The 12657-nt window shown below is 51.7% G+C and carries 10 protein-coding genes; 1 reads left to right on the top strand and 9 read right to left on the bottom strand.

Going from position 1 to position 12657, the window contains the following annotated elements; all coding sequences use genetic code 11:
- Window positions 1-7: 7 nt before the first annotated feature.
- The 5 genes from nrdR to RIN67_RS05480 form a co-directional block, all read right to left on the bottom strand.
- The gene (nrdR, locus tag RIN67_RS05500) at window positions 8-499 is read right to left on the bottom strand and encodes a transcriptional regulator NrdR (protein WP_034544880.1); all 492 of its coding nucleotides are present in this window, start codon (window positions 497-499) and stop codon (window positions 8-10) included.
- A gap of 11 nt (window positions 500-510) precedes the next feature.
- The gene (gene coaE, locus RIN67_RS05495) at window positions 511-1131 is read right to left on the bottom strand and encodes a dephospho-CoA kinase (RefSeq protein WP_264999039.1); all 621 of its coding nucleotides are present in this window, start codon (window positions 1129-1131) and stop codon (window positions 511-513) included.
- Window positions 1124-1984, bottom strand: a complete 861-nt coding sequence (gene mutM, locus RIN67_RS05490; protein ID WP_264999040.1) for a bifunctional DNA-formamidopyrimidine glycosylase/DNA-(apurinic or apyrimidinic site) lyase — start codon at window positions 1982-1984, stop codon at window positions 1124-1126. The genes coaE and mutM overlap by 8 nt, the downstream gene beginning before the upstream one ends.
- A 50-nt stretch (window positions 1985-2034) precedes the next feature.
- On the bottom strand, window positions 2035-4692 hold the full coding sequence (polA, locus tag RIN67_RS05485) for a DNA polymerase I (RefSeq protein WP_264999041.1): 2658 nt from the start codon (window positions 4690-4692) through the stop codon (window positions 2035-2037).
- Between the two features lie 348 nt (window positions 4693-5040).
- The gene (locus tag RIN67_RS05480; RefSeq protein WP_024746533.1) at window positions 5041-5745 is read right to left on the bottom strand and encodes a Bax inhibitor-1/YccA family protein; all 705 of its coding nucleotides are present in this window, start codon (window positions 5743-5745) and stop codon (window positions 5041-5043) included.
- Between the two features lie 357 nt (window positions 5746-6102).
- Between RIN67_RS05480 and RIN67_RS05475 the strand changes: the two genes are divergently transcribed.
- On the top strand, window positions 6103-6927 hold the full coding sequence (locus RIN67_RS05475) for a DUF2785 domain-containing protein (protein ID WP_264999042.1): 825 nt from the start codon (window positions 6103-6105) through the stop codon (window positions 6925-6927).
- Between the two features lie 49 nt (window positions 6928-6976).
- Here the strand turns inward: RIN67_RS05475 and murC are convergent, their stop codons facing one another.
- The 4 genes from murC to RIN67_RS05455 form a co-directional block, all read right to left on the bottom strand.
- Window positions 6977-8308 (bottom strand): UDP-N-acetylmuramate--L-alanine ligase, encoded by a 1332-nt coding sequence (gene murC, locus RIN67_RS05470; protein WP_024746535.1) that lies wholly within the window; start codon window positions 8306-8308, stop codon window positions 6977-6979.
- Window positions 8309-8448: 140 nt separating this feature from the next.
- Window positions 8449-11313 carry a DNA translocase FtsK gene (locus RIN67_RS05465; protein ID WP_313825984.1) on the bottom strand — a complete coding sequence of 955 codons (2865 nt, stop codon included), beginning with the start codon at window positions 11311-11313 and terminating at the stop codon, window positions 8449-8451.
- Window positions 11314-11519: 206 nt separating this feature from the next.
- Window positions 11520-12161 carry a YtpR family tRNA-binding protein gene (gene ytpR / locus RIN67_RS05460; protein WP_024746537.1) on the bottom strand — a complete coding sequence of 214 codons (642 nt, stop codon included), beginning with the start codon at window positions 12159-12161 and terminating at the stop codon, window positions 11520-11522.
- 22 nt (window positions 12162-12183) lie between these two features.
- Window positions 12184-12516, bottom strand: coding sequence for a thioredoxin family protein (locus tag RIN67_RS05455; RefSeq protein ID WP_024746538.1), 333 nt, complete (start codon window positions 12514-12516; stop codon window positions 12184-12186).
- Window positions 12517-12657 lie beyond the last annotated feature (141 nt).

Raw genomic sequence — 12657 nt, 5'->3', positions numbered from 1 at the left:
CCTCACTTTAGTCCTTTTTCGGCTTGGATTTACCCTGTTTCAGCTTATCCTTATCCAAGATATCCTTCAGTTCGTTGAAGAAAACCCCCGTATCCTTAAACTGCCGGTAAACACTCGCAAACCGAATATAGGCAATTTCGTCAACGTCGACCAACCGGTTCATGACGTATTCCCCAATGACCTGGCTGGAAATTTCATTGACGCCTAACGCCCGAATCTTATTTTCAACCTCATCAACAATTTGGGTCATGGCGTCCATACCCACCGGACGTTTTTCGGCCGAGCGAATAATTCCCCGTAAAATCTTTTCTCGATTGAACTCTTCCCGAGTCCCGTTCTTCTTAATCACCAGGAGCGGTGTGACTTCCACGCGCTCAAACGTCGTGAACCGAAAGCCGCAGCTCTCGCACTCCCGACGGCGGCGAATCACGCGACCATCGTCAGTCGGACGACTGTCGACGACTCGTGACCCGTTATGATGACAGTGCGGACACTGCATAGTTGGTCACCTCATTTTACCTGATTCGTTTTTCCAAATTTATTCATGTCAAGCCATTTTACCACTTGTTGGCGTGTTTGGGTAATGTCCCCGTCGTTATCAATGACCACGTCCGCAGCCGCAATCTTTTGAGCCAAGGGCCACTGACGGTCAATTCTGGCTTGGGCATCCGCTGCGGTATACCCGTTGCGAGCCATTAACCGTTGCTTCTGGTGCGGGGCACTGGTGGCCACCACCATCACATGATCGACCAGCTTTTGCAGATAGCCCACCTCAAACAGCGTAGGCGCATCCACCATCACTACCGGCACTTTTCGCGCGCGGTAAGCCGCCAGTTGCCGGCGAATCTCATCCCGAATCAACGGGGTGGTAATGGCATTGAGTCGTTGTAATTGGGACGAATCATGAAAGACCAACTGGCCCAGCTTAGCCCGGTTCAACGTCCCGTCGGCCTGCAAGTAATCGGGCCCAAACGCAGCGCTGATTTGCTGTAATCCCGGGGTGCCCAGCGCAACGACTTGACGGGCAATCGTATCCGCATCAATGACCGGAATCTCTGCCTGCTTTAACCAGGCGCTCACCGTAGACTTCCCCGTCGCAATGCCACCCGTGAGTCCCCAGACTTCAGTCATCGGTCAAGACCCCCTGGGCATCGGGTGGCAACGGTTGACAATGGGGACAGAAATGGGTTCCCCGCTGAGCAACCTTGATCTTCACGATTTCGGTTCCGCACCGCTCACAAGGCTCACCCTCGTGGCCGTAAACGTGCAGGTCATTTTGGAAATGCCCCGCATCCCCAAAAGCCGTCGAGAACGAATGGACCGTGGTGCCGTGGCCCGCAATCGCCCTTTGAATCTCGTCAATGATTGCTTGCCGTAACGTCACCAACTGGTCCTTGGTTAACGTGTCCACTGGCGTCAATGGGTTGATTTTTGACAACCACAGCACTTCGTCAGCATAGATATTCCCCAACCCAGCGATTCGGGATTGATCCAGTAAGAAGGGCTTGATAATCTTATGCGACTTTCCAAAAATTTGCTGCATGTAAGCCAGCGTCAGGGTCGCTTCGGTCGGTTCAGGCCCCATCTTTCCCAGTGACGGTAAGGCTTCCGCTTCGGTCCCCGTCGGAACCAGCCGCATCCGGCCAAACTTCCGGGTATCCGTGTAGCGGAGTTCACGGTTATCGGTCAGGTGAAAAATCACGTGCGTGTGCTTCGTGACCGGACTGCCCTCGGGCTGAACGTCATACTTTCCTTCCATCCGCAGATGGGACACCATCGTCAGCTGACCACTGAACCGGAAGAGTAAATACTTTCCCCGGCGATCGATCTTTTCAATTTTGCGACCGATCAATTCGGCCGTAAACACTTCGGCATCCGGCGTCACCATCTTAGGGTAAAGGACCTCCACGTGATCAATCGTGGCGCCCCCCACTAACTGGGTCAGGCCCCGCCGAACCGTTTCAACTTCTGGTAATTCTGGCATCTTATCGCCCTTTCTCTGACTAGCTTAACCGCTTCTTACCCGTTATCTGGCTACTTCAAATCGTACCAGGTCGGACCCGCATGACTTTCAACCTTCAACGGAATCTCTAGCTTCACTGCCGAATCCATGATCTTCGGCACTAACTTAGCCAGCGTTGGAATCTCTTCGGCCGGCGCCTCAAAGATCAACTCATCGTGAACCTGTAACAACATGGTGGCTTGCATCCCCTGCAAGGCTTTCTCCATGTGAATCATCGCAATCTTAATAATATCAGCTGCACTACCTTGAATAGGTGTATTCATCGCCGTCCGTTCCGCAAAGGAGCGTTGGTTAAAGTTCCGCGAGTTAATGTCTGGCAGATAACGCCGCCGGTGGGCAATCGTCTCGACATACCCCTGATCATGGGCGACCTGCACCATGTGTTCCGTGTAGGCTTTAACACCCGGGTACTCTTCGAAGTAGGTCTCGATAAATTGCTTAGCCTGCTTCCGGGAAATCCCAATGTTTTGGGACAGACCGAAGTCACTAATGCCGTAGACGATGCCGAAATTGACCGCCTTGGCTTGACGCCGAATATTCGGCGTCACTTCTTGGTCCGGCCCCAGCTTAAAGATTCGCCGGGCCGTTGCCGCGTGAATGTCTTCACCCTCCCGGAACGCTTCTTGCATGTTCGCATCGTGACTCATGTGAGCCAAGACTCGCAGTTCAATCTGCGAATAGTCTGAAGAGAAGATCTGCCAGCCCGGATGGCGTGGAACAAAGGCCTTCCGAATTGCTTTCCCCTCTTCCGTCCGCACAGGAATGTTTTGCAAGTTCGGGTCGACCGACGAGAGCCGTCCCGTCTGCGTTAACGTCTGCAAGTACCGCGTGTGAACCTTGTGGTCAGTGGGATTGATCACTTTTAGAAGTCCCTCGACATAGGTCGATTGAATCTTCGCAATCTTTCGGTACTTCAGAATGTTCTCAGCGATGGGTGCGTCCGCGGCCAGTTTTTCTAGGACGCCTACCGCCGTTGAATACCCCGTCTTGGTCTTCTTCAACACGGGCAGGTGCATCTTTTCGAATAGGATGTGGCCCAGTTGCTTAGGCGAACCAATGTTGAACTCTTCACCCGCTTCTTGGTAAATCGTTTGCTCAATCTCGGCTAGCTGTTCGCTAAATTTACTGCCCATTGCCCGTAACTCGTCGGCATCGACCGTGATGCCTTCGATTTCCATCCGTGCTAAGACGAAGGCCATGGGGCGTTCAATCTGACGATACAGCTCCGCCTGGTCATTTTCTTCTAGATCTTTAAACAAGGTCTGTTTCAACCGGGCAATCGCTTGTGCCTTTCGGGCTAAATGTTTGAAGAACACCGTATCATCCGTCGGAATAGCACGCTTAGCTCCCCGACCATACACGTCTTCATCCGTCTCTACCTGGTCATACCCGTGTTCTGCGGCAACCCGTCCCAAGTCATTGCTATTGTCGTAAGTGTTCAGCAGGTACGAGCAGAGTAATAGGTCACCATCCACACCGGCCAGCGTGATGCCTAACCGGTTCAACCCGACATAGGTCCGTTTGGCATCAAAGACCTTTTTGGCAACCTGTGCATTCTCCAACAGCTGCTTAAGGGGCGCCATCTGTAACAACGAAACGTCTCGACTGACCCACCAGTGGTCATCGTGACCGATAACAAAGCCCGCAAACTTGGCCAGATGATAATTGTCCCCATCCATTTCTAGGTAGAAGGCACACTCATCCGTCACCTGGACATCCGCCAGGTTATCGGCTGTTAAGACCGTATACGCAATGGCTTTCAAACCAGGGGTCGCAGAAGGCGTCACGCCATCCACCGACATCCCCTGTAAGAACTTACGAAAGCCCATCTGTTGGTAAAACGCGATCAAGGCATCTCGATCAGGCCCCGCATAGGTTAGGTCCCCTAAGATCAGATCGACCGGTGCGTCTCGATTAATCGTGGCCAGTTTTTTCGACAAGAAGGCTTGGTCCTTATCGGCCACCAGATGTTCCTTAAGTTTCTTCGCCGTAATCTCATCAATGTGGTCATAGACGCCCTCAACGCTACCGTATTGGTCGATGAGGTCAACCGCACGCTTAGGGCCAACCCCTGTAACCCCCGGGTAATTATCTGAATTATCGCCTTGAAGGCCCTTGATATCAATAATCTGTTCCGGGGTCACGCCCATCTTTTCTTTCACGTAAGCGGGCGTGTACCGTTCTATTTCGCTGACCCCTTTTTTAGAGATGGCCACGGTGGTATGGTCGTTGGCCAACTGGGTCAGATCCCGATCTCCCGTTACGATGGTGATCGTGAAACCAGCCGCCTCCGCGCGCTTAGCCGTCGTCCCAATAATGTCGTCAGCTTCATAGTTCGGCAGTTCGTAGGTCTTGATTCCCCGAGCCTCTAATAATTTCTTCAGGTATGGGAACTGTTCAGACAGCTCCGGTGCGGTCTTCGCACGGCCCCCCTTATAATCGTCATACATTTTGGTCCGAAACGTGACCTTACCGGCATCAAAGGCCACTAACGCATGTGTCGGTTGAACCTTATCCAGCATGGTCTCTAACATCGTGTTGAAGCCATAAATGGCGTTCGTGTGTAACCCATCCCCATTGGTAAACCGACCTAATGAGGTGTACAGGGCAAAAAAGGCTTTAAACGCAACACTGTTGCCATCGATCAATAACAATCGTTTCTCCGCCATAGTGGGCTCCTTCCACGCGACAGCTCTTCTGTCGCGTTCGTCTATTCTGGGTCTATTTTACCAAAAAACGCGTCAAATCCGAAACAAAACCTAGGGAAAGCCCCAGTGAATGGGGCAAAAATCAGTAAGCTGGGAGAAATTAGCGTCGGTTCCGGTAGTCTGCTTGCTTTTGAGTCATTGTGCCAAGTCAATCCTCGGCTCACGAAGCACTAATGCTGCCCAAATTCAGCCTGACTGCCGTTGACCTGCTCATCTCCAGACAAGCGCCAGTCACTGGAAGATTGGGTTTCCGCCATCGCAAAAAAAGTCCCGGCCTCAGCCGGGACTTCCCTAAGTCATTTTTCAAGATTAATCGCGACTGCCGCCACCAAAAATCCCGATAATTTGTAAGAGTTGTAAGAACAAGTTCACGAAGTCTAAGTACAGTTGTAACGCCCCCGTAACGGCCAAACCAGTTACGGAAACTTGATCCCCATACTGCAAGTACAACTTCTGCATCTTTTGCGTATCCCAAGCCGTCAAAACGGAGAAGATAATCACCGCAATGAACGAGAAAATTAACGAAATCATTGGGCTCCGCAAGAAGAGGTTGATCACCATGGCGACAATCAATCCGATCAATGCCGCAGTGGCCTGAGTCCCAATCCGTGACAGATCTCGCTTAGTGGTTAAGCCAATCACGGACATGGTCAAGAAGACGGCCGCACTCGAGACAAAGGCTTGTGCCATCGCGGCTCCCGTGTAGACAAAGGCATAACTGGAAATAACAGCTCCAGTAATCACGGCGTACACCATCAGGCCTCCGAAAGCGACCGTGGGCCGTTTCATCGATTGGGCACTAATCACGAATGGTAAGATGAACCAGACGATCAGACCGACCAACATCCCACCACCACGCATCATACTTGCTGAACCATTGGTAACCATCAGATAAGCGGTCAACGCAGAGACTAACACCGCTAACCCCATCCAACCAAACATCTTGGTCAGAAAACGATTCAGGCCAACTTGGGTATTAATCGTCTCGCGGGGCTGTTGTTCATAATTGTTCATTTAAACGCTCCTTTTTCAAATCAATTCCCGACTTAGCTATCACAACAAAGTGTAGCTACTTTTTTGGTTTCTGGGATATAGTTTAGCAAATTCGTCGCTAAAGGGCCAATAATCTGTCTAATAATTCCCCAATATCCACCGTTAAATCACGATACCCCCTTATTACGGCACTTTTTTAGTCACGCCCAGCAAGTCATATGCTAAGATTGGTGCAACGTTGGAGGCCGCCTCCGCCCAAACCACGTCCCCAAATCCGTAGGTTTGCCGGAACCTAAACACGGGTTCGCGTATTTAGCGACTACCAAAAGTAACCTCATCTGCAAATCGATTTTAAATAAATTCTAAGGAGATGTGACCATGGCACCCCAGTTTTTAACCCTGCAACAGGCCCTGACTCACCCCGACCAAGCCCTCACACCAGCTCAATTAACCCTGATGTTGGCCAACATTGGTGCCCTTGATCCGACGGTCCGTGACCAGACGATTTACAGTCTCTTTGCCCAGCAATTCGAGCATCAGACGCTTTCACTTGATCAGAAAAATCGGATTGCCCAACACTTGATTCAAAATCACGATCTCTTTGCATCCATTGACGGCCCCCAAAGTCCCCTAGTTTTTCTGCGAACCTTCACTGCACTATTAACCGCGTTAGTCCTAAGCGATGACGCCCAGACCCATTGGGTGACTCCCAAGTTGCGCGACCATTTTTTCAACGATGCGCTGACTTATTTGCCCCGTGAAACCGACCAACGTGGCTGGACAGTAAACGGTTGGGCTGACGGGGTCTCCCATGGTGCTGACCTATTGGGGACTGCCTGGGCTCACCCGGCGTTCCCACCCGACGCCGTCCCGACCGCTCTACATGCCTTGACGACGGTCCTGTTGCGCCAAACTCAGGTCTTTCAATTTGACGAAGAACCCCGCTTGGCCATGACCCTTGTGATGGCGTCTCAGGCCCACCATTTAACGACCGACCAGTTAAAGAATTGGCTAGCAACGACTGACCAACAGCTCTGGCACGGCTTTGATTTTGACGACTTAAGCAGTGTCGCCCGCCTACACAACTGGTTAAGCGTGCTTCACCACCTTATGTTTCTGATTCCCGCTAATACGGCCATTCAAGCTCAAATTACAACACTCAGTCGCCATTACTACCAGGTTAATGGTTACTTGCCTCGCTAAAAAATGGCTGTCATTCCCTAATCGGAGTGACAGCCATTTAATTCAATGTTTAGTTATTCTTTAAGGACAAGTGACTCAGTAAATCTTCGTAGGCCCGTTCATACTTCTGAACGTCACCGGCACCCATGAAGACCACAACGGCATCGTGGTAGTCCAGTAACGGTGACATGTTGTCGACCGTCAGGATTTCGCCACCCTTACTGATCTTCGCAGCTAAGTCCTTACTGGAGACCGCACCTTGCGTCTCCCGGGCAGAACTGAAGATGTTGGTCAGGTAGACTTTATCCGCCAAGTTGAGACTCTTGGCAAAGTCGTCCATCAGCGCAATCGTCCGGCTAAAGGTATGGGGCTGGAAGACCGCAATGATCTCCTTGTCTGGATACTTTTGCCGAGCGGCGTCCAACGTCGCCTTGATTTCGGATGGATGGTGTGCGTAGTCATCAATGATCGTCATATCGGCGACTTTACGCTCCGTAAACCGGCGCTTGACCCCTTTGAAGTCAGCCAATTCACGCTTAATTTCGTCCATATTGACCTTTTCAAAGTAAGCCACCGCAATGACGGCCAGGCTGTTCAGAACGTTGTGTTCCCCAAACAGGTGGATCTCAAAATTGCCCAGGCACTTGCCATCATGGTAAACGTCAAAGTTCGAGCCCGTAGTCGACCGCTTGATATTCTTAGCTTGGAAGTCATCCCGGTCATTGGTCCCGTAGTAGTAGACGGGCACATCCGTTTTCAACTTCCGCAACTCAGGGTCATCCCCCCAAGCAAAGATGCCCTTCTTAACCTGGTTAGCCCAGGTCTCAAAGGCGCTGTATACATCATCGATTCCCGTGTAATAGTCCGGGTGGTCGAAGTCGATGTTGGTCATGATGGCATAGTCAGGGCTAGTTGCCAAGAAGTGGCGCCGGTATTCATCCGCCTCGTACACGAAGAACCGAGCATTAGGCGTCCCCTTACCAGTCCCATCACCAATTAAGTAGGAAGTTGGCGCCACGCCACTCAAGACGTGCGATAACAGGCCCGTCGTACTGGTCTTTCCGTGAGCGCCGGCGACCCCAATACTGGTGTAACCTTCAATCAGGTGGCCCAAGAATTCATGGTAACGGTAAACGGGCAGTCCCATCTCCCGCGCCTTTTTGATTTCAGGATGGTCATCGGTAAACGAATTCCCGGCAATCACCGTTAACCCCTGGTGAATATTGGCTTCGTCAAAGGGCATGACCTTAATATCGGCCTTTTCCAATCCCCGTTGGGTAAACGTATACTGCGTGATATCTGAGCCCTGAACTTGAAAACCCTTATCATGTAAAATCAAGGCGAGGGCACTCATCCCTGATCCTTTAATTCCGACAAAATGGTACACCGTTGCGTTATCCATTAAATGATCCTCTTTTCTACTCAACTCAGTCCGATTTTAGTAATTCCCAAGACCCGTTTGAGCTGCTCTATTACCAGTTTAGCATATCCCCCACCCCCATAAAAGAACCGGGGGCTTAATCCAAGTGAGACCTATTCATTTTATGATGAATAGGGTGCATCCTGGTCATGGGGTTCCGGTAGATCCTTGCCCAAGTCATCAGGCGTTAGGTAGACCTCCCGGGGTTTGGACCCGTGCTGTGGGGAGACATAGTTGTGCTGCTCCAGGTCGTCAATCAGATTGGCAGCCCGGTTATACCCGATGGAGAAGACCCGTTGCAGTTTCGAAGTCGAAACCGTTTTCTCCTGTGCAATGTATTCTAACACTTTAGGCAGGAGTTCGTCCTGGTTCTCCGCATCGGTTTCTTGCTTCAACAAACCATTTGGTTCAAACGCATACTGAGGCTTCCCCTGTGTCCGCACGAAGTCCGTGACCCGGTCCACTTCGGCTTCCACAAAGGCGCCTTGTAACCGCATCGGTTGACTCGCACCATTCCCCAGGTAGAGCATATCACCACGTCCCAGCAGGCTTTCGGCACCCGTAGTATCCAGAATCGTTCGTGAATCGATCTGACTCGAAACCATAAACGCGATTCGGGTAGGAATGTTGTTCTTGATGGTCCCGGTCACGATGTCCACACTTGGCCGTTGGGTTGCGACCAACAGGTGAATGCCGGCCGCCCGGGCTTTCTGCGTGATGCGGACAATGTAGTCCTGAACTTCACTCGCCGCCATCATCATCAGGTCGGCTAATTCGTCGATAATGATCACGATGTACGGCATCTTCAGGCCCGGTTCATCGTTGGCATCCGCACGATCGTTAAACTGCTCGATGTTCCGCACACCGGCCGCAGCCAGCTTTTCGTACCGTTGATCCATTTCCGTGACGACCCACTTCAGCGCTGCCGCGGCGGCCTTAGGATCGGAAATGACTGGGGCCAACAAGTGAGGCAACCCATCGTATGGCGCCATTTCAACGGCTTTAGGATCAATCAGCAGTAGCTTGACCTGTTGCGGATTGGCCTTATACAGAATCGACAGCAACAGGGAATTGATGAAGACACTCTTCCCGGATCCCGTCGCACCGGCAATCAACCCGTGGGGCATCTTCCGTAAGTCAGTAACTTGCGGTTGACCAAAGAGATCGACCCCTAAAGCAACCGTCAGGGGAGATTCACTGTGCTGGAATGCCGGTGAATTCAAGATTTCTGATAACATGACTGGCCGTGACTTCTTGTTCGGAATTTCAATCCCGACCGTAGTCTTCCCTGGAATCGGGGCTTCAATTCGGATGTCTTTAGCGGCCAATGCCAGCTTCAAATCATCGTTTAAGTTGGTAATCTTGCTGACTTTGACCCCTAAGGCTAACTTGACTTGGAACTGCGTGACAGTCGGCCCAATCGTCCAGTCTGTAACGTGCGCATCCACGTGAAAGGCACTCAGGGTGGCATCTAAGACCGTCGCTTGATGCTCGATCCACTCATCCATGGCTTGCTCATCCGGAACCACTGGTTTGGGTAAGAGCCCAATGTCTGGGAAGTGATAGCCCCGGGCCGTCAGGTCAGCCGGCGTCGGCGCTGGTGTCGCTGCAGAATGGGGACCACCCGCAAATAAGGCTAAGTCGCGTTGGTCGTTGCCCTCTTCTTGCATAATATCTCCCAAGGAGTGGCCCAACCCCCGAGTTGGTTTCGCCTTAGGTTTGGTGTCAACCGGCGTCTGGCGGGTCTGATGAGACTCATTCGATGTCGTGGCTGGTTCAGTCGGTGTCGCTTGATCACCCTCAGCAGTCTCAGTCGGCTGCTGGTCTGTCGTCGCTGACGTTTCAGCTTGTACATCCGCCGATTGCGGGTCTGCTTGAGGAGCGGCCATTGCCTGAGTGGTTGGCTCTGTCGAATGCTCAGGCTCTTCAGCACGTGCTAATAATCGCTGAACATCTTGGTCTGCCTGATCAGTCGGTTCGCCATCCGGGGTAACGGAGTCCCCTCCCCTATTCTCTTGTGGTACCGTCCCAACCGGGAGATAATCCATCGTTGACGGTGTAACCGGCCGGGAAGTTAAGTTCGAATCCGGCGTTGAAGCCACTGCTTCCGGCTCAGCTTCCAATTTAGCTGTCGGTTCATCTACCGGTGAATCGGCTACTTTCTCAGACAACTGTTCCACCGGAACTTCTGGATAGAAAATCTCCGTGGGCTTGGGTTCGACTAACGTTGTCTGTGCTTCCGGGTCTTCCCCGGCCGGCTCGTGCGGTGCTTCAGTCGGCGTGGTTACCGTAGGCTCTGGAGATGTGGGTTCAGAATCAGTGGCCGCTGGCTCGGGGTCAGCGGGTAAGGCTACCCCCGCGGGCGCTTCGGGATTCGTGGTGACTGATGAGACCGTTTCCTGTTCATCTACGACGGTCATCGGTGCCTCAGCATCATCTTGGGGATCCGAACTGGCCCGATCCGCTGGTGTGGATGCTGTAACGGGCGCCGGTTCATCGACGGCCGGCACCGGTGTGGGATCATCCGAGGCCGTGACCGACCCCTGATGAGTCGTTTCACTAGTCGGCGTCGATGTTGCCTGTGTCGTGACAGTTTCGTCACTAGCCGTCTGGTCTTCATCCGACGTAACCACACTAGGTGTCGCTAGTCGCAAGAAACTATCATCCGTTTTCTTTAATTGTGCGATTAAGCGTTGATAATACTGTTGTTGACTGTTACTCTCCCGGTGAGTCCAGTGGAGCTGCTTGGGCACCTCTGTCACCTGAAAAGGTCGGTAATTAGGTTTTTCTGCCGACGGCGTTGCCTCGGCAGTGTCGGGATGCGGTGTCGTGGCTGGCTTCTGTGTCGTCCGTTCTCCACGGGCATTGCACCGCTGGCGTTCTTTAACTTGTGATTCAGCCCGCTCAGTAATCGGGGCTTCTCGTTTAACTGGTGTCGGCTTTACCGGAAACTTACGGTAAAACGCAGGCCCATCATAGTGCTCCATGTTGCTTCCTCCTTGACGGAAAATCTTCCATCGTTTTTTGATTTAAAAGAGGAGCAGTCGTGATCGTCAACGACGATGTGACGCATTCCCTGGTTTTATCGGCAAACAAAGTTGCTAATCCTACTTATTGTACACAAAAAAGCGGGTCGCCGACAAGGGCTGACCCGCTTTCCTACCTAATTCTTAGACTGTTTTTTAAGTTCGCGTTATTCGGCCGCAAAAATCGTTTGTCCGCGGTCAAAATCAAAGGCATCCCCGACTTGATAATCATCAGGCAGAATCAGTGCCCCAGGCCGTTGCGGTGCATTAGCCAGCCCTAGTTCGCGACCAGAACAGATCATCCCATTGCTAGGGACGCCCCGTAACTCGCCCGGCCAGATGATGACACCGTTGGGCATCATTGCCCCGACTTCCGCCACCACGACCTTAATGTCCGCTTGCATGTTAGGTGAACCACTCACGATTTGCAACGTGTGCCCGTCTTCCACTTCGGTTTCCGTGACCAATAAGTGGTCTGAATCCGGATGAGGCGTTGCCGTTTTGACGTACCCAACGACGAACCGAGAAGCCTTTTCAGCCTCTAACTCGCCAGCAAACCCCGCATCCTCTAACTTTTGGTTCAACGCCGCGACGTCTTCAGCGGACAAGAAGACTTGCCCTTGTCCCGTTAAATTCGGCAAAATCTGAGAAACGTCGAAGAAATTGTACCCGAGACTCTTTTCGGTCTCTGGATCATAAATCCGAGCAACGCCCTCACGAACCGTGTGGGCCTGTTGTGGCGTGTCTTGCGCAATGACAACAATCAATGTATCCCCTAACTCCTGGGGATTATAACTAGCAATCAACATGTCGGAATCCTTTCAAACTATTTTAGTCGGCAGGTGTTGATAACGAATTGATAAAGGTCTCAACTTCTGCCTTGGTCTTGCGATCCTTGTTCACTAAGCGGCCGATTTCTTGACCATCAGCGTAGGCGATAAAGCTAGGAATCCCAAAGACATTGAGATCTGCAGCCAAATCGATATTCTCATCCCGATCAACCGCAATAAACTTAAAGTCGGGGTATTCCGCTTCAATGGCAGGCATCGCAGGCTTGATAAATGCGCAATCTGGGCACCAGGTCGCCGAGAAGAACAGCATGGTTTTGCCACTCTTCACCACGTCTTTTAAGTCAGCGGATGACATCTTAGGTAATTGTTCCATTAGTAAACGCTCCTTTATTTAAGTCTAAATTTACAACACCGCATAATTATAGCATTTTTAGGCTGGTTGTCGAACTTTAAGCTCTTACTTTTTCAAAGTAAAATCCACTTTGCGGAACTTTCTGGATTCAATCACCGCCAA

The organism is Levilactobacillus namurensis (assembly GCF_032197885.1).
GTDB classification, from domain to species: Bacteria; Bacillota; Bacilli; order Lactobacillales; family Lactobacillaceae; genus Levilactobacillus; species Levilactobacillus namurensis_A.
Note: the sequence above shows the minus strand (reverse complement) of the source record. Positions and strands in the feature narration are given on the sequence as shown.

Bases quoted from the DNA above. Each gene is read 5' to 3' on its own strand.
- nrdR (WP_034544880.1), bottom strand. From the start codon at position 499: ATGCAGTGTCCGCACTGTCATCATAACGGGTCACGAGTCGTCGACAGT.
- RIN67_RS05480 (WP_024746533.1), bottom strand. From the start codon at position 5,745: ATGAACAATTATGAACAACAGCCCCGCGAGACGATTAATACCCAAGTT.
- RIN67_RS05475 (WP_264999042.1), top strand. From the start codon at position 6,103: ATGGCACCCCAGTTTTTAACCCTGCAACAGGCCCTGACTCACCCCGAC.
- polA (WP_264999041.1), bottom strand. From the start codon at position 4,692: ATGGCGGAGAAACGATTGTTATTGATCGATGGCAACAGTGTTGCGTTT.
- coaE (WP_264999039.1), bottom strand. From the start codon at position 1,131: ATGACTGAAGTCTGGGGACTCACGGGTGGCATTGCGACGGGGAAGTCT.
- RIN67_RS05455 (WP_024746538.1), bottom strand. From the start codon at position 12,516: ATGGAACAATTACCTAAGATGTCATCCGCTGACTTAAAAGACGTGGTG.
- murC (WP_024746535.1), bottom strand. From the start codon at position 8,308: ATGGATAACGCAACGGTGTACCATTTTGTCGGAATTAAAGGATCAGGG.
- ytpR (WP_024746537.1), bottom strand. From the start codon at position 12,161: ATGTTGATTGCTAGTTATAATCCCCAGGAGTTAGGGGATACATTGATT.
- mutM (WP_264999040.1), bottom strand. From the start codon at position 1,984: ATGCCAGAATTACCAGAAGTTGAAACGGTTCGGCGGGGCCTGACCCAG.
- RIN67_RS05465 (WP_313825984.1), bottom strand. From the start codon at position 11,313: ATGGAGCACTATGATGGGCCTGCGTTTTACCGTAAGTTTCCGGTAAAG.